Origin of the sequence: Acidovorax sp. SUPP2825 (assembly GCF_030158995.1) — a bacterium.
GTDB lineage: Bacteria > Pseudomonadota > Gammaproteobacteria > Burkholderiales > Burkholderiaceae_C > Paracidovorax.
In genome coordinates this window covers 1-17,671 of record NZ_BQXK01000008.1, presented here as the reverse complement: position 1 = coordinate 17,671, position 17,671 = coordinate 1, and the positions used below count along the sequence as shown (strand labels likewise).

The 17,671-nt window shown below is 56.7% G+C and carries 12 protein-coding genes and 1 pseudogene; 8 read left to right on the top strand and 5 right to left on the bottom strand.

The features are described 5' to 3' along the window. Positions 1-2: 2 nt before the first annotated feature. Both AVAK2825_RS11775 and AVAK2825_RS11770 read right to left on the bottom strand, forming a co-directional pair. The gene (locus tag AVAK2825_RS11775; RefSeq protein ID WP_284398451.1) at positions 3-1,745 is read right to left on the bottom strand and encodes an ATP-binding protein; all 1,743 of its coding nucleotides are present in this window, start codon (positions 1,743-1,745) and stop codon (positions 3-5) included. A 451-nt stretch (positions 1,746-2,196) separates the two neighbouring features. Beyond that, a complete protein-coding gene (locus AVAK2825_RS11770; RefSeq protein ID WP_284398443.1) occupies positions 2,197-2,592 on the bottom strand; it encodes a hypothetical protein in 396 nt (131 codons plus the stop codon). Positions 2,593-3,027: 435 nt separating this feature from the next. On the opposite strand from AVAK2825_RS11770, the gene AVAK2825_RS11765 reads away from it, so the two are divergent. Genes AVAK2825_RS11765 through AVAK2825_RS11750 form a run of 4 tightly spaced genes read left to right on the top strand, consistent with a single transcriptional unit; the run spans position 3,028 to position 10,567 of the window. Continuing rightward, complete coding sequence (locus AVAK2825_RS11765) at positions 3,028-3,948, top strand: DUF4007 family protein (protein WP_284398440.1); 921 nt, start codon at positions 3,028-3,030, stop codon at positions 3,946-3,948. After that, positions 3,941-7,288 carry an ATP-binding protein gene (locus tag AVAK2825_RS11760; protein ID WP_284398438.1) on the top strand — a complete coding sequence of 1,116 codons (3,348 nt, stop codon included), beginning with the start codon at positions 3,941-3,943 and terminating at the stop codon, positions 7,286-7,288. Before AVAK2825_RS11765 ends, AVAK2825_RS11760 begins: the two co-directional genes overlap by 8 nt. After that, a complete protein-coding gene (locus AVAK2825_RS11755; protein ID WP_284398435.1) occupies positions 7,281-8,123 on the top strand; it encodes a phosphoadenosine phosphosulfate reductase domain-containing protein in 843 nt (280 codons plus the stop codon). The genes AVAK2825_RS11760 and AVAK2825_RS11755 overlap by 8 nt, the downstream gene beginning before the upstream one ends. A gap of 23 nt (positions 8,124-8,146) precedes the next feature. Next, positions 8,147-10,567, top strand: a complete 2,421-nt coding sequence (locus AVAK2825_RS11750) for a DUF262 domain-containing HNH endonuclease family protein (protein WP_284398433.1) — start codon at positions 8,147-8,149, stop codon at positions 10,565-10,567. A 509-nt stretch (positions 10,568-11,076) separates the two neighbouring features. Here AVAK2825_RS11750 and AVAK2825_RS11745 read toward each other — a convergent pair. Next, positions 11,077-11,451 (bottom strand): hypothetical protein, encoded by a 375-nt coding sequence (locus tag AVAK2825_RS11745; protein ID WP_284398431.1) that lies wholly within the window; start codon positions 11,449-11,451, stop codon positions 11,077-11,079. Between the two features lie 405 nt (positions 11,452-11,856). Between AVAK2825_RS11745 and AVAK2825_RS11740 the strand changes: the two genes are divergently transcribed. The 3 genes from AVAK2825_RS11740 (at position 11,857) to AVAK2825_RS11730 (ending at position 13,474) form a co-directional block, all read left to right on the top strand. After that, a complete protein-coding gene (locus tag AVAK2825_RS11740) occupies positions 11,857-12,354 on the top strand; it encodes a hypothetical protein (protein WP_284398429.1) in 498 nt (165 codons plus the stop codon). Between the two features lie 132 nt (positions 12,355-12,486). After that, positions 12,487-13,041, top strand: a complete 555-nt coding sequence (locus AVAK2825_RS11735; RefSeq protein ID WP_284398426.1) for an HAD domain-containing protein — start codon at positions 12,487-12,489, stop codon at positions 13,039-13,041. 25 nt (positions 13,042-13,066) lie between these two features. Beyond that, positions 13,067-13,474, top strand: coding sequence for a DUF6088 family protein (locus AVAK2825_RS11730; RefSeq protein ID WP_284398423.1), 408 nt, complete (start codon positions 13,067-13,069; stop codon positions 13,472-13,474). Between the two features lie 405 nt (positions 13,475-13,879). Here the strand turns inward: AVAK2825_RS11730 and AVAK2825_RS11725 are convergent, their stop codons facing one another. Both AVAK2825_RS11725 and AVAK2825_RS11720 read right to left on the bottom strand, forming a co-directional pair. Next, entirely contained in the window at positions 13,880-15,922 is a 2,043-nt protein-coding gene (locus AVAK2825_RS11725) for a hypothetical protein (RefSeq protein ID WP_284398420.1), read from the bottom strand. A gap of 771 nt (positions 15,923-16,693) precedes the next feature. Then, positions 16,694-16,815: pseudogene (locus AVAK2825_RS11720) on the bottom strand (IS3 family transposase); the annotation flags it as partial. Positions 16,816-17,141: 326 nt separating this feature from the next. Between AVAK2825_RS11720 and AVAK2825_RS11710 the strand changes: the two are divergent. Beyond that, the gene (locus AVAK2825_RS11710) at positions 17,142-17,585 is read left to right on the top strand and encodes a Hachiman antiphage defense system protein HamA (protein ID WP_284398417.1); all 444 of its coding nucleotides are present in this window, start codon (positions 17,142-17,144) and stop codon (positions 17,583-17,585) included. Positions 17,586-17,671 lie beyond the last annotated feature (86 nt).

Genomic DNA, 17,671 nt, shown 5'->3' with positions numbered 1-17,671 from the left:
AACTAGAGGACGTTCTTGACCTTGTTCAGCAACGTGCCCAGGAACTGGCCCCAGTACTGGGTCAGGTCACCATACTGCTCCACAGGGTTCGGGTGCATAGACTCCGCCTTCCCGTAGGCAACCAACAGCAGTGACATGGCCTCGATGCTGCGCCGAGCGGCCTTCACGGCTTCCTCGCCAGATACAGTGCCGGGGTCTCGCTGAGAGATGGCCTTGAGCGGCTCCCACATCTCGCGGTAGAACGGGTGACGCGTGTTGAGCCGGATGATGACCTGGTCCGCCACGTGCGTGGTACTCACAAAGATATTGCCTGGGAAGCTCACGGACTCGATGACGAAAGGAAGCTTCTTCTTGTCCTCGATGTACTTTTGCTGCTCTTCACCTTTTGTGAAGCCTGCGTCTTCAGCCAGTTCCCTTAATGCATCGTCAGCCGACGGCGCGTCCTGCTGTGGCTCTACCCGCGGCTTGGGCATGACCGCATCGACTTCCTTTACGGCATCGAGGATGGAGCCGTGCTCACCCGAAGCCTCGTGTTGCTCACGTGCAGCCTCACCCCAGGTTTCGTCAATGAGCTTGCGGGCCGTCGGAATGTGTTTCTTGAGGAGCTCGCGCAACTTGTCCCGCAGCTCGCCGTGCGGCTCAACGCCGCGCTTGACGTTGCGGATTCCGAAGTAGTCGTCTAATTCGGGGTCGAAGGAGACCTCAATTCCGATGAAGCGGTCCATCTCCTGGACGCCACCCGGCAGGATGCGCGGCACGTTGGAGTAAGCAACCTCACGGTTCTTCCGCACAAAGCTCAATGCGCCCTCGTTTTCGGGAATACGCAGGGCCTTAGCCAACGTGTCGCCGCCCAATCCACGACGCCGCAAGACCTCCTTGGGGTATAGGGTTACACGCATGCGGGCCGTGTGTTGCCCCACCTTGACCGTGTCCTCTCCAATGGAGGTCGCACCAAAGTGCCGCAGGACACCCTTCTTTAGGTCATCGCGCTTGTGCTCTTTCTCCTTGTTCAGGACCGTGTCAGCCCAGGTGCGCTCCAACAGCATCAACGGGTCATGCGGAACAAGAAGTGAGTCGTTGATGGAAATCTTGATGCCGCCGTCCAGGAAGTGTCGGAAGATGCGGGACAGTTCTTTCTCAAGCTCCTGTCGGAGCTCATTGAAGTCGCGTGCTGCGCGACCTTCTTCGAGTCGGTCTACGTTGGACCACAGCACCACAGTGCCGGTCTCCTTGGGGAAGTCCAACTTCAAGTCGGCAGGCGGCTCAGCCGGGACCGGTGCCTTCAGCACCACTGACTTCCCAGAGGACTCTTCGGCGAGTGCCTCGTCCAGGTCAAAGTGGACATGGAGCCACTCGGCGTCAGCCCGGTTGCGGCTCCAGACATCAATCCGGCGACCGAAGTTGAGCGCAGCGAGCTTTGCTCCGACGCCGTACTTGCCGATAGTGTCAGAGCGCATGTAGCGGGAGGAATACCCCAGAACCAGGTAGCGATGCAGGATTTCTGCAGGCATGCCATCACCGTCATCCCGGATGGCGATGCGGTGGACGCGCTTCTTGCCCCGCTCTTCGCTTTGCTCAAGCAAAACCGAGATGTTGTTGGCGTTGGCCTCGATGCTGTTGTCAATAACCTCACCCAGCGCCGTAGGCAGGCTGTGACCTGAGTCCCGGAGGGACAGCAGAGCTTGCCCCGTCTGAATCATGGCGATGTCGACGGGAGTGGCAGTGGTGGTTGCGGTAGTGCTCATTTCAATTCCTTAGGTTTTTGCGACCGTCGCCGTGGGGTCAACGGCCACCGGGGACACAGCACTGATTTCCAAGCTGCGGCGCATCAGATGCGTCCAGGCCTGGCAGTCCCCCGTGCTGCAGAAGGGGCAACTGTTGGGCATACCCGCCGGTCTGGCTGGGTGAATTTGGTTGGTGAGCTCAGCGGTCAGCCGGAGGGTGTGAAACCAGGCTGATTCGAGCCGGTACGCCTGAAGGGGGCTCGAACAGGTCTCCCATGCCACGTGGGTCGCCAAAGGCAGTAACGGGTGACTGGCAAGGCGCGTCTGGACGCAGTTGTCTGACCGGCCAACGTAGAACGGCGCGTCCAGCCGCAGCAGCATATAGACGCCTGCCCAGCCCGGGGGCACGAGTGTTCTCACCATAGTGGGTGTGGCCAAAAAGGCCATCTGTCGTGGCTCGTCGAAAACCAGCTCAGCTGACTTGGACATGGCCGCCTCCGCTGTACTCTTCTGTAGTCAGCCAGAACTCTGCCTGGATAAAATTTCCAGCAACGCGCGGGGCCAACGGTCCGCGCCAGGCCAAGTAGCGGCGGCGAACGCGCTCACGCTCAAACGAAGGAGTAGCGGCGGGCGGGCTTGCGGCCGGCTCATCAAGGAGCTTGGCCCGGACTTGGCGCGTGATAACTTCCTCGGCCTCAGAAAGCATCTCCTCCTCAGAGGCCAAGCCGCGCGTGGATGTCCCGTTGAACGCCAAATCAAGGGCGCGTTCAGCGATGCAGTAGGGGGAGGAGCCAGGGATTTGCTTCGAAAAAAGCGCCTGGATGGATGAGACAGCGCGTGAGTGCGCCTCGACATCAGAGATAGTCATAGTTTGCCTTTGTGTGCACGACCGCCCTAATGGGTGCAGCCACGCCTTACTCGACTTCATACCGCCCTGTTTCTGCCACCCCGCCCCCAAAAGGCAAAGCAACCCGGTCAGTCACTCCAACTTTAGAAGATATTTTTTAGCCCGTCAACACTGGCAGTGGCAGTGGCGGTGACCAGCATCATCAGTATCCGTATGGGCCTCTGGCGAACTTCGTTGCTTTCACACGCTCTTTGCCACTGCAGCTTGCACATGGGGCACGTTTGAGGGGATACTGATTTTTTGTACAGTATCAAAACGCCAACACGGGTCAAAGGTCAATGCATTTTGCGAATGATAGGCGCCAATTGATAGGCATACGCTATTCATGGTGGCGCCTCGGGGTGGAGGGTCGGCTCAGCCGGACTGGCGACTTCATCCAGTTAAACTAGGCTCCAAATGATTCAGCTACCTTCCGAAGCCCCGCCTCAGTTCTCGGGGCATGAAACCTTCCCGTTGCGACAGCTCTGGCTGCGCAAGGCATATGACGCGGTTGCTCAGTACGAGGGGCCTGCGCCTCGGTCCGTCTTCGCCGACGAAGAAGCCATCGTGCGGTTCGGCGTCGGCAAGAACATGGCAATGTCCATTCGCTTTTGGGCGACCGCCTGCGGCATTATCGAAGACGATGGCGGCTACGTTCCCACGAGTCTTGGCTCACTACTATTCAATAAAAAGAACGGTCTAGACGAGTACTGCGAGCACCCCGCGACCACTTGGTTGATGCATTGGCAAGTGGCGAGCACGCACGAGAAGACAACGACTTGGTGGTTTCTCTTCAACCACGTTGTGCAGCAGGTCTTTGACCGCGAATTTATTGTGAATTCTCTGTCTGGCTTGGTCACCGAGCACAAACTGAGAATTTCAATGGCGACGCTCAAGAGAGATGTCGAGTGCTGCATCCGCAGTTACGTACCTCGGCTTGGAGGGGACTCTCCTGAAGAGATGAGTGAGCCGTTGCTTGGCGAGCTTGGCCTCATGCAGCAAAACGCAAAGGGCTCATTCGAGTTCCGACGTGGCTCGAAGCGGTCTTTGCCGGACGGCGTCTTTGCCTATGCCATGCTCGACTATTGGGGGCGGATGCCGCATGCGGGTGCTGTAATGGCCTTTGACCGCGTTGCCCACGACTACGGCTCGCCTGGCCGAGTCTTCAAGCTCGATGAAAACGCGGTTGCTGACCGACTGATGGCTCTTGAGGACCTAACTCACGGGCAAATTCAATGGACTGAACAAGCAGGCATTCGACAGGTGACCCGCAAGGATATGGCGCTAAAGAGTCTGGCCGACTACAAATACAAGCTTCTCGAAAGTGCCTATGCTTAAGCAGTTTCCTGCCAGCGCCGAAAAGCGGATGCTCTCTGACGTCGTCACTATCTCGCGTCAGTTTCTTCGGTCTGTTCGCATTGACGCCGACTTCGGCCGTGAGGACGCCCTTTCAGGCTACATCTGCCAGGGCACAGCAAGCTCTCTTTTGGAGAGTATGGCTCGGCAGATAACAGAAACTCGTCAACGCGCTTTCACCTGGACAGGCCCGTACGGCGGGGGGAAATCGTCTCTGGCCCTGATGCTGTGCTCGCTCGTTGGTGCCCAGACAAAGGTTCGCACTAAAGCAAAGCAGCTTCTAGGCTTTCCTGAAGGAAGTCCAGTTCACAAAGCGTTTGAGGCCAAAGGAGATGGTTGGCTTGTTGTGCCTGTAGTTGGCAGGCGGGCAGAGGTCACTCAGGAGCTCAGCGCAGCCCTGGCCAAGGCCCGTGGGCTTACGCCCAGCCGCAAGAAGCAACCCGACGTCGTCGGCGAGCTGGTGGAAGCAGCCGAACGGCACCCACAAGGTGTGCTTGTCGTCGTTGATGAGCTGGGCAAGTTCCTGGAGGCGTCAGCTCAGGAGGGTGGCGACATCTATTTCTTCCAAGAGCTCGCGGAAGCCGCTAGTCGCTGTCGAGGCAAGCTCGTCATAGTCGGCATCCTGCATCAGGCCTTCGAGGCCTACGCTTCACGCCTGGGGCGCCAGTCCCGCGATGAGTGGGCCAAGGTCCAAGGACGGTTTGTCGACATCCCGCTCGTTGCGGCGGCAGACGAAGTCATTGAGTTGGTCGGCAAGGCCATCACTGTCGAGGACCCTCCGCCTCTGACGGAGGCAGCCAAGTTTGCGGAAAGAATCGCCGCAGCGATTCGTACTCGGCGCCCGGGTACGCCGGTGACCTTAGCGGACTCGCTGAAGGCATGCTGGCCCCTGCACCCTGTGACAGCCGCGTTGCTTGGTCCAATCTCACGGCGCAGGTTTGGACAAAACGAGCGCAGCACCTTCGGCTTTCTTGCGTCGAGAGAGCCCTTGGGGTTCATGGAGTTCCTGGACGGCTATGGGGCAGACTGGTTCCGAATGTATGGCCCGGCGGCCTACTGGGACTACCTTCGCGCTAATCTGGAGCCTGCCATTGCCGCGTCGCCGGACGGGCATCGCTGGGCTCAGTGTACTGATGCTGTCGAGCGGGCTGAAGCCAAAGGCGCTGACATCCATGTCAAGCTGACCAAGACCATCGCCCTGATTGAGATGTTCCGCAACGGGTCTGGTCTGGTGGCGGAAGAGTCTGTTCTTGCAGTGTCCACACCTAGCGTGGATGAGGCGCAAATTAGAAAGGCCCTCGAGGAGCTGTCTGACTGGAAAGTCCTCATCGAGCGCAAGCATCTCGGTGCTTGGGGCATCTACGCAGGCTCGGACTTCGACATTGAAGGCGCCATCAATCTGGCCCGAGGCGAAATTGGCGAGCCTGACCTGGAGCGCATCTCCACCCTCAGCGACCTGCAGCCAGTTTTGGCGAAGCGGCACTACCAGAAGACCGGAACAATGCGGTGGTTCACCCGCGGCATTGTTCGCCTGGAAGATGTCGAGAAGGTCGTCGAGACCTTCGAGCTCAAGGGCGCAAGTGCTGGTGCATTTCTACTGTGCCTGCCGCCCCCTGGACAGTCTGTACGGTCAGCCGAGCACAGAGTGCGGCATGCGAGTGTGGCCACCGAGGTTGAGACACTGTTGCTTGGCTCCCCCAATAATTCAGAGCGAATCATCGAGTTAAGCCTTGAGTTGGCTGCAGCCGAACGCGTTATGAAAACTCGGCCTGAGCTACACGGCGACTCTGTCGCACGTCGGGAAATCGTTGGGCGTATTGAGGCTGTGCGTTCTTCGCTTGAAGAGGAACTCGCAGATGCCTTCGAGCTGTCCAAGTGGTACAGCCACGGTACCGCGTTGGACACCAAAGGCTCTGTCGTTTTGTCCGTGATTGCCTCGGACATCGCTGAGGACGTCTACGACAAGGCACCGTTCATCTTCAGCGAGCTAATCAACCGCGAGGACCCGTCGAGCAACTCCAAGAAGGCGCGCAAGGACCTGATGAATCGGATGGTGACCTATGGGCACCTGCCGAAGCTTGGCTATGAAAGCTTCCCTGCTGACGCGGGCCTTTACTTCACCGTCCTGAGCGAACCGGGCCTGCATCGCCCACGGGGGGATGAGGGCTGGAGCTTCGGTGACCCAAACTACAACCCTCGCGGTCAGTCCTTCGAGGCGATGTGGTGGCGCACCAAGAGCGACCTGCTTGCGGAAGGCAAGTCGCTGACCTTGAAGGAGCTTTACGTCGCCTGGGCTCGTCCTCCCTTTGGATTGCGTGCTGGGGTGATGCCCGTGATTTCGTTGGCGATGTTCTTGGCCAACCGCTCGTCCTTGGCTCTTTACGTGAACGGCGTGTTCACTCCGGACATCACCGATGCAGTCGTCGACGAGTGGACGCTCGACCCGAGCCGGATTCGCTTCCAGCACGTTGAGGCTTCCAAAGACAAGGCAAAGTTGGTTGATGCTTTGGCAAAGACCATATCTGACCGTTCCAGCATCGAGATTGGAGCTGCTCCACTAGATGTGGCGCGCGGGCTAGTAGGTCTTGTCGTTGGCTTGCCGGGATGGACCAAGCGGACGTTGACTGTCTCCAGTAGAGCACAGCAAGTTCGCACTATGTTGCTGAAGGCAAGCGACCCGCTGCGGGTGCTGTTCTCCGACCTGCCGACGCTATTGGAGGCCCAAGACCCAACCATATTGAACCGCCGTGTTCAGGAGGTCACCGACGAGCTTTCTGGCGCCTATCAGCGGATGCTGGCACGTGTTCGCGCTCATGCTTTGGACGCTCTCGACCATGGGAGCAGGCCGGACGCGGAGCTGCGAAAGCGCGCGACCACCGTGAAGGGGCTGACGGGTGACTTCAAGCTCGATGCCTTCGCGACTCGATTAGAGACGTACGACCAGTCTGCCGAGACCATCGAAGCGCTCATCAGCCTTGCCGTGGATAAACCTCAGGCCGTTTGGGTCGACCGAGACATCGACGCGGCAATGGCCAAGTTGGCAGATTGGTCGGTGAACTTCCGCAAGGCGGAGACGATGGCTCCCCTGCGCGGTAGGCCGTCGACCCGCCGGGTGATTGGTGTGGTCTTCGGTGCCAGCCACGGTCAAGATGCCACAGGCTTTGTCGACATCTCGGAGACGGACACGCCTGCGGTGGACCGTCTTGTGAAGCAGTTCTTGGCTGATGCGCAAGGCGAGCGCAAAGAGGTCATCCTGGCTGCCCTCGCAGAGGCTGGGGCCATGATGGTTAAGCAACGGGGCAAGGGGAGTAAGAATGGCTGAACGACACGTACTTGGTCTTTCGGGCGGGAAGGACAGCGCAGCTCTTGCTGTGTATATGAGCCTGCACCACCCAGAAATCCCGCTCGAGTTTTTCTTTACTGACACCGGCAAGGAACTGCCCGAGGTCTACGCGTTCCTCGGCCAGCTTGAGGGGTTCGTCGGTCGCAAGATTCACTACTTGAATCCTCATCGAGACTTCGACTTCTGGCTGCGCACATACAACAGCTACTTGCCGTCAGCGCAGACTCGCTGGTGCACCCGCAAGTTGAAGCTGGAGCCCTTCAAGCAGTGGATTAAGCCGTCCCTTGATGCGGGAGACAAGGTTTACAGCTATGTTGCCATCCGCGCCGACGAAGAGCACCGGGAAGGCATGGTCGCCCAGCATGAGAACTTGATTGTTCGCATGCCGTTCCGAGAGCACGGCGTCGACAAGGCGGGGGTGTTTGAACTACTAGAGGGCTCTGGCCTGGGGCTTCCAAAGTATTACAGCTGGCGTTCGCGAAGCGGCTGTACGTTTTGCTTCTTCCAGCAAAAGGTTGAGTGGGTAAGGCTGAAGGAAACCCATCCGGATGCGTTCGAGGACGCGAAAGCGTACGAAAAGAACGCGCTGGAGCATGGCTCTCCGTTCACTTGGAGTCAGGGCGAGCCTTTGACCGACCTAGAGAAGCCGGAACGGGTGGCGGAAATCTTGGCGGACTTTGAGACTCGCAAGCAACGCGAACTTTCACGCCGAAAGCCGAATCCACTGCGCGTCATTCCCATCGAACCGATTGACATCGACGACCTATATCTTGAGGACGAGGGCGGCGGAGCCTGCCTCGTCTGCCACAAGTAAATCGAAAAACGGGAGGAAATTGAGTGCCAAGTCCTGGACAGAAAATATTCGACGCTGAGTCGGAAGGTCTCTACGACTTCGTGTCGAAGAACGGTCGCGGGCTATACATCCCGCCCTACCAGCGAGACTACGCTTGGGACAAGACGAACGTTGAGCGCCTTATCGATGACACTATTCAGGGGTTGAACGCGCTGCTAAAGCGCCCCGATGAGTCCATCACGTTCATCGGGACCATCATTGCGATGAACGACTCGAAGAAGTCGACCATCAGCCCCTTGGTCAAGAACCAGGTGTACACCCAGGTCATGTCGGTCATTGACGGCCAGCAACGCCTGACGACTTTGCTGATGCTGTGCTTGGCACTACTTCTCGAAATCGAGGTGCAGTGGGCAGACCTCAAGAAGGGCAAGGCGAAGGACAGTGACGACGCCCGCCAGTGGCTGGAAACGCGTGTGAACGATATGCGTGGCCTGCTTTCCCAGATGCTGTCGGAGCGGCAGAATAACGGCGAGGGCGAGTTCAGGCATTTCCCGAAGATGATTCGAGCCTTCGTGGATACCTGGTCCTATGAGGCAGACAAAGCGACATATAACTCGCCTATCTCCTGGCTCCTTTTCGAATTTGTCCGCTTCCGAGAACAGCTGGACCCCAACTGGGCCAAGTTCCCTAACGTCCTGAAGGAAACAGCGGACGGAGCCGCCAACGAGGGGCAGCGCAAGCACTTCATCAAGATGCTGAAGGTGATGCGCGATAAGCTGCGCAACTTGCCTGGTGATGACGAATTTCCGGAGCTGCTCGGTATCGTTCAGGACGAAGACAAGCAGGACACCCTTTTCGGAGAGGAGTTCCCAGATTCGATGAAGACGGCGCTGGAGTCCGTTCTCTCGCCTCAATTTCTGCTCGCTCAAGCCGCCGCGAACGCGGGCGAGAAGCCCAGCGCGGAAGATGCACGTTCGAGAAAGTGGTGGGACGCCTCGACCAACCTGGTCTCCCTTCTGTTCTTCGCGAAGTTCGCCCTGGAGCGCATCACGCTGGTGGTTGTGACCGCAACGACCGAAGATTTCGCATTTGACGTCTTTGAGGCCTTGAACACCACCGGCCAACCGCTAACCGCCCTCGAGACCTTTGTCCCGAAGGTTGTTCAGTCGGTAGGCATGACGAAGTACAACTCGTCGGAGGAAAAGAAGCAGCTGGAGATTGCCGGTGACTACATCCGCAAGGTCAATCGTGCTGACGAGCGTCAGAAGCGGTCGGCCGACCTGCTGGTTGCCTTCGCGCTGGCCGAGCTCGGAGAAAAGCGTTCGAAGAACTTGGCGGACCAACGGCGCTTCATGCGGGAGGCATTTGACTCCTACAGCGACCGCAAGCAACAGCAAGAGTTCATTCGCCACCTCGCAGAGCTTTCGCGCTTCTTTGACAGCGTATGGGTCAATGGTTCAGACAAGCCGAATGTAGATGGCCTCCAGCTTCCCGAGCCCGCGGCGCTGTGCCTTCGCTTCCTGGTGGACTTTGGTCACACCATCACAGCTCCACTGCTTGCTCAGTATGCGGCCGACGTCGGCGTGCAGAAGGATGCTGCCGACCGAAAGAAGGCGCTCAACACCTTTTGTGAGGTGGTACAGGCCGTCACAGCGTTCACTGTTCTCTGGCGCTCATCGCGCAGCACCACTGACCGCATCGACGAGGTCTATCGGTCTCTGATGAGCGAAGGCTCGCTTGAACACGGCGTGCCTGCGCTTGCCCGCGGCAAACGAGCAGATGGGCCACTCCCGACAGTTCAGGCCGTGCAGGCTGCGTTGGTATCGCGGTTGCAGGCGGACAGAAAGAGCAAGAAGCACGGAGCCAACATTGCTGGGAAGGCGGAGTGGATTGAGAAGACGGTCGCGCAACCACTTTGGGAAGTCAACACAACGTTGGCGAGATTCGTTCTGCTCCTGGCTTTCCACGATGTTGTGGAGGGTGCAGACGGCCATCTCACTCGCGGGAAGGCAGGAAGCAACCCGACATTGACTCTCGATGCTTGGGTTGGTGACCAATTCACGTCAATTGAGCATATCGCCCCACGCTCGAAGGCCAAGGGCTGGTCACAGGACCTGTACCAAGACGAAGAGTTCGAACGCCTGGGCAACTTGACTTTGGTGCCAACCCGCTGCAACTCATCGCTCAGCGACCGTCCTTGGGACCAGAAGCGTTCACTGTTTGCTGCGCTGTCGGCGAAGACCGAGAACGAAGCAAAGACCATCCTGAAGACGATGGCCGATGCCGGCATCGATGTCACCGAGGTGGCCGGAAACCTGTATGCAGGCCAGTATTTGCCACACGTTCATGCCATTGGCAATGTAAAGGGCGAATGGAACCTTGATGCGGTCAACGCCCGAGGTCGTGAGCTGGCAGACTTGGTTTGGCAGCGACTTTCACCTTGGATTGGGTGGACCAACGTCTGAGCTTTGGTTTGGACTCTCGTAGGATAGAGAATAGTGAAGACGCTCCCTACGCCAGGTGCCTCTGCGTCTGCGATTGCGCCTTTGAACACTCGACTGACACCCCGTGGTCCCTTGCTCTTGAAATAAACCCCCGGTCCAGAAGGGCCGGGGGTTTGAATCAAAAAATCGTGAATCACGGAAACACAATTCTCGACCAAATAGTCTCCGTGACGGGCTTTCAGGGCGGAGCCGTGCTGCTCTCGCCCCGAACGGCAGGTTCGACATCAGCTCGGACAACATCTCCCAACTTAGTCATCTCACACAAACATCAGCGCCTCGGACAGCGCCCGTTCCCGTCTTTCGACCCTTCCCACACCCAGCAAGTCTGCAGGAGGGCTCTCACTCACCGGTCCGTCGCGCGGGGCGAACGGCACCTTTGTCCTCGGGCCGGACGTGCGTCGAACGAAATGCTAGTCGTGAGTCCTGAAAAGATGGCACCCCAGATGATTGGGATGTCGTATAAGACGATGCTAAGAAATTCCTCTAGACCCTCTCGGGACGTTTGTGCTCTCAGTTGAGGTTCTTAACGTATCTTCACTGGCCGTCTTTGCATTTGAAAGCAAGGACAGCCATGCTTGAGACCCCGAGGGCGTGTTTTGCAAGTGGCGTAGCTCAGAATAAAGAAACGCAACGAATACACGCAAGGCAGGTGAAGCTGAGGCCATTTCCGCAGGTACCAAACCAGCCACCAATGGGTCTTGCCGCATGTCTTCAAGCACTCTTACAAGTTTGTGGTCGATATGCTCTTCGCTTGGCCAATAAAAGTCGGGAAACGTAATCACGCCCGCCAGAACGAAGGCCACGACCACCGGAATTTTTAAGTACAGCGCTGCTTGAGCTAACACGCTTCGGTTCGCATTCTTTATGCGCGCCTCTCCTCGCCGCCACTGCGTTAGACGTGAATATGTGACGCCTAAGTATTCAGCAAGCGACTGTAGGGTCTCTCCGCGTCGAATGGACTCTTCCACAAGCAAGCGGAGGAGGGCGTTGTCGTGATGGTCCGGTGGGGTTTGATTATCAAAAGATGTCCTGTGGTTGCTCATAAGTTTCAAGCTGGAGGCGCAGCGGATTGCTGCTATGACGTGTAGCAACCAGCAAGAAATAGCGTCTCAGCATGAAGCGGAACTTCATGTTCATAGGCTTGTGCCTTTACGTTCTCCCGAGAGACAGTCAGGGGTATGAATGCAAAAAAAGCTCCCTCGAGTTCCCCCCAGCTATCCGATGACGACCTCGACCCCTCCAACTTGCGCATGCTCATTGAAGTCGAGGGGCATTCAGGAGAGCGCGTGAGCGCCGCGATTCTCCCTATTGCGTTTGAAGAGAACGCCGTCGTTGGTGCGGTGGAATGGGACTGTGCCGAGCTGTGGGCCAGCATCGTCCGCGTGGACTTCGAAACGCCGCCCGAGGAGCCGCATCTGCTGCTGCTATGGACCGCCCTTGGGGATGACGCAGCGCACGTTGTGCCGTGCCTGGCTGCGACAAAGTGGTTGAGGGTGAAGCTCGGCCTTCCCCCTGACTGGGGCGTCAATGCGCGTGGTGGTTTGATTGAAGTGGATGCAAGAACGTGGCGCGCAGTGCTGAGATTCACCGACGACGCGGCGACCTTGGCGGTGGATGTGCCCCTGTCATTTCGAGAAAAAAGTGTGGGTGACGTCTTGGCTGAGATGTGCGCTTACTTTTTTCTGCACTTCCGTTTCACCTCTCTAGATACAGCACTGTCCCTTGCCGCGGCTCGTGAGCGAAATTGACCGCAGAACGTGGCGCGCGCGGGGTCGGTCGTGAGTGGACTTGGGGCCCGGTGGCACGTTGGAAGCATCCATTCAAAAGTCTGGTCGAAATTTCCTGTACACATTTCATCGTCCGCTAAGCACGCGCAAGCCATGACCCAACCTACGCTTCGGCCTATCATCTTTTTGGACATAGACGACGTGCTGTGTACGAATCACCCGTATGGCAGTTCGCATGTGTTCGATGCTCTGTACAACCCGGAGCGCGCCTCTCCTGAACTCTACGATAGATTGTTTTCCAAGAAGTCCATCGGCGTGTTGAATCAGCTGGTGGACGAGTTCACGCCGGCCGTCGTGTTGACGACCAGTTGGCTTTTACTGTTGCAACAGCACCATTTTGTGGACTTGTTCAACCGCAGCGGGTTGTCGTGCGTCGGTTCGAGTTTGCATGACCACTGGGGCGCTTTCGGGGGCTTGGGCGACTCACGTTTGCAAGTCATCGAAGAGTGGCTCGAAAAGCATCATGCCGGTGAGCCCGTACTGGTGCTGGACGATATCTACAGCGGTGAGAGCCTCATTGACTCTTTACTAAGCCAGACTGGCCGCGCCGTTTTGTGCGAAGGGCAAGGGGGTCTGACGCATAAGCATCTCGAGCCAGCGAGGCAGGCGCTGCGCCGCCCTTATTCAAGACACGAACCGTGGATTTGAGTGTATTGGCTGGAAAGGTGTGACGATGACCGCGTCCGTCAAAGCTCGCATTCGGTATGTGACGCAAAGCGAGGGAAGTGTGGTCTTCCTGAGGCGTGAGTTCACCCATATGGGCAGTGCGTCCGCTGTCAGTAGGGCTTTAGGCTCGCTGTGCGCCGAGGGCGTGCTCTGGCGAATTGGCACAGGTGTGTACGCGCGCACACGCAGAAGTGTCGTGACGGGCGTCCTGATACCGGCAGGCAGCCTTGAAACACTGGCAGCGGAAGCATTTGAGAAGCTCGGGATTGATGCCGGGCCCAGCAGGGCGGCGCAAGCGTACAACGAGGGGAGGTCAACGCAACTGCCAGGTGAATTTACCGTCAGCGTGGGACGCCGCAGAATCACCCGCCAACTGGAGGTTGGCGGCCGGCGCTTGAAATACGAGCGGGACTGAGGTTGTGGGCGGCAGAGACGTCGCTGCGGTTCTACAACTTGTGGAGAGTGGGTGATGTTGACCCGTTTTGAGCCAAATGCACGCCAGCGTTCCATCATTGAACATGCCGAGGCAGAAGCGGACATCGCGACGCTGACAAAGCTCTGTCCACCGGACGAACTGGTGAAGCGAATGACACTGGAGTCCCGGGCCTCACCATCGGCGTCGAGCGTCCTATGCGAAGCTGAATTCTCCAGCGACTTCGACAGATTCCAATGGAGCTTATCAAGATGGAGGCGTTCTTTTCGCACATGGTGCGTGAAGGCGTTCAGACACCTCAGGCGGTGCGGCTGGTACTGAGAGGAGGGCCCAGTTTTTTACTGGGCCCTCCGTCTTTTTCAACCAAGCCTAATGACTGATAGGCCGTTAGAGGTTCTTTGATTTTTTGACTCCCGCAAGGTAGTCCGAGTACTTGTTGAATGCGATGTCTTTTTTAAGGTGCGCGTAGTTGTCCATCACGACACTGATGGTGTCGTTGAGCAACAAAGCGACCGTGGCGAAATCATTCGGATGAGCATTCAGCCAGTCGGTCGCAACCAGATGGCGAAAGGCATGAGGAGAAACTCCCCCGCTATCAGGTATGTGTTTGCGCGTTACTTTTAAGACCCGCCGATTCATTGAGTCAAAGCGCTTTCCGTGTTTCGATAAGAAGAAGTAACCTGATTTCAGGCCGTCTTTCAAGAGTCGCGGTCGGAATTCTCGAATGTAGTCGTCAAATAGGGGGGTCAACCAGGTAGCTACTGCGACATCGTATGTATCTTTAGCAACCCGATTCTTGTTCTTAAACATGCCACCGGAGATTCTGACTCGCCATGCCCCTGCTGCATCCTTGTATACATCGCCGGTGTTGTTAACGTTGTAGGTGAGGGTGATTATGTTTTTCGCGCGAAGAGGGTTTGAGGCAAGAAGTCCCAGCAAAACCTCGTCGCGGCGATGGATGGCTTCTTGGGAGCCATTTCTCGAATTGTTAGCTTCCCTGCGAAGTTCATACATTGCGGATAACACCGGTTCAAGTGCGCATTCATGCTCGAAGAAATGCTGGAGTGGTGCACTGGTATCTCGCGATTGGTCCGTTGAGTCCGCTTTCCAGGCGGCTGCCAATTTACCTGCCTCGACGCACATTTCGGTCCAACTCCAGCCCTCTAGTACCTCATTGGGTAGAGTTGATGAGAACGCAGGTTGTTGGCTAAGGTAGCCATGCTTACCATGGGTCATGGTACTGACCAAACTACAAAATTGCCGATGTCCCCCATGCTTCAGGCCATCAGACCGTTCTGTCACGAACTCGAGAAAACGCTCTATGGCATCAGGTACAGCAAGCCAAGCCAGATTTTGTGCATCTTCTTCTGCTAGGCCATAACCGCCGCGGTCTATATGCAGCTGAAGAAAACCGAAAAAACGAGAGGCGAGTGTCCAGGCTTGATTAGCTGCAGCAGAGACTGATGTACCTTGAGAGTTGAAGGCGTCAGGGGCTATGGTGGACTTTTCGATAGGTGTCAAAGACCATCGTGCTTTTGTATGCCGGTTGAGGCCTCTGGGTGCCGTTGCAGACGTTTTATACCGAAATAAGCTGAGCCATTGCTCTCTAAATTTCGGAGTAACTTCTGATATTTTGAGGCGGTACTTCTCTTTAACCAGTTCCGCAAGGCGTTTGCGAAAAGGGTCGGTGGGGATATGGACTTTCCTCTTGATGCCCTCGGAGGCTAATGCGAAGAGTTCTCCCTCTGGAACGGACAATAGCTTCTCAAGCTTATGGAGATTCGGGAGTGAACGTTTGCTTGGGTGGGCACCTCGCATCCAGCGACTGATGGCCGACGCGGAAGTTTTCGATGCTAGGGCTGCCGCCTTAGCCCGGTAGCCACTAGCGTCAAGTGCTTCGCGCAGGCGCTCATGGAAGGGTGTGGAGATTGCCGCTGGTGAACTCTGCGAGCGGACTTCGCGGCCTCGTACTGGGGTGTCCACGGAATCACCGAGGACCACGAATGTATTTCTCCATGCATTGAGCAAGCTACGTCGGTCGCTTTTGGTGCGCTCGGAAATGCTTTCAAGAGAGGAAAGGTATTTGCTCACTGTTGGCGCGAAGTCAGTCGTCAGCTCCAGGCCTACATTTGATGTTTCATGCTTGCCCAGAAATTTGAGAAAGCCGGTGAGCGCAGAACGATGGTTCCGTTCAATTTGTATAAGGCTCTCCTTGGAAGAGTCGGCTGCAAGTGCATCGCGATGGCGTTGCATCAGTTGAGAGTAAGTGAAAGACATGGGTTTGTATGGGCGCCCCCATCCGACTTTTTGCTGACCCCAGCTCACGTTATGAGGCTCCGTTATGGAATAACGAAAACTTTGTAGGTGATTGATTTCAAAGGAAATTTTCGACATTGATAAAACTACGGTTTTGAAGGTCGTTGGTTTCATGTCCGTTATTTCTAAGTCGAACGCTGACGTTCCAGGGAGTTTGTGGTGACTCGTCTAGAAACGCGTTTTATATAGTTCGTCCGAAGTGGCTTTCAATTGCGAGAGCTTCTGGCAAAACGACGTGTCTACCCTTGAACTTGGTTGTAGCGACAGAAGTGGCGTAGCTTCAATCGCCTCGTTTTATACAACGGTGCATAAGTTGAACACTTCGATGTGTGGAAGCCATTTTCTCGATACTTCCAAGTTCTCAGCAATTGATACGCGTCGCTGTTTGAGCGCCAACGCGAGGAAGGCTAAAACTTGAATGCCTATACCAAGGGCAGACGTTTAAAACAGCGTGTGCCGCTCAATTGGTCGGGTTAAGTGACGGCAGCAATTGAGGGATACCTGGGACTGTGGGGACGTCTTGAAATACCAGGCAGGGCGGCGAAGTGAGCACCCTGAGACGAAAGGCTGACGGGTGACGCCGGCTCCGAAGTGCCGTATTGGGGATGGGTCTGAAGGCTACTTGCAGCGCTAAAGCTGCAGGATGGCTGGGCTCCGCCTCACCAAAGTGCCGTAGGTTTTTAAGCTGCTTTTTTAGAGAAAAGTTCTAAAGCAGTTCAAAATTCGGAGTTCAGTCAGCACGTTCACACGGGGGAATTTTAAATCGAACCGGGATTCTCGGAGGCTGTTTGGTTCAATTGAGGCCGCCACTGCGGTGGCCTGGCCGACGGGTTGCAGGTAGTAGTTTGCCTCGGCTTCTGCTGGCGGGATATACCCGATGGATTAGAGCAGGCGATGGTGGTTGAACCACGACACCATTCGAGCGTTGCGAGCTCCACGGCCTCCTTCGTTTTCCACGGTGCTCGGCGATGAATGAGCTTGGCCTTGTACAGGCCGTTGATGGTTTCACCTGTGTCGACCTCCACGCGCTTGACCCATTCGTGCAGTGTCTGCGGCACGCTGCCCATCTTCGGGGCGATTGACTCGATGGCCGCCCACAATGATGAGTACTCCCCACGGTGCTCCTGCACCATCGTCACCGCGCGCTCACGTACCTCGGGTGAGCATTTGTTCGACTTGCTCATGGCTCAGTCCTCTCAGAGTGCTGAGCCTCCTCAAAAGCCGAGGCGATTCATTGAATCGAAATTGAGCGGTAGATGAAGTAGGAATGAGCGAAAATTCGGTTCCAGCCTCTAGACTATAGGAAATATTGAGGTTAATGAGGAGGCTTCGAATGACTCGATTCGCCGAGTGGTGCGCTCAAGTAGATATACCTGCGGCAAACCACAAATTACAGGTTTTGACGGCTGACCCTGCAAAGCTGAAGGCCGCAGTAGACATCATCGCAAAGGTCGTACCTGACCACTATGTTATGCCGGGGCGCCTGGCTCAGCTTCTTGCGCGGTTGGGGCGCACAGAGGTCGCAGCGTACGTTGCCGAGAAGTTGCCGACCACCAAGCAAATCAAGTCAGGCGACCTGGGTGAAATCCTTTGCACGACTTTCATCCATGAGAACACCCCCTACAAGCTTGGAATCAGGCGTCTTCGCTGGAAAGACCATCGAAATATGGCTATGCGAGGGGACGATGTATTGGCATTCAACCTCGATGCAGGGCAAGCCGGTCTCAAGGTTCTGAAGGGAGCCTCTCACAACCCCATGTTTGACGAATCCGAATAGGGAGGAGTGGGCGCCAGTAGCCGTTTGAGCGTGATGAGGCCCAGCAGCGGTCTGCGCCTGGGTGCATGAGGGGCCTTGCAGGCCCG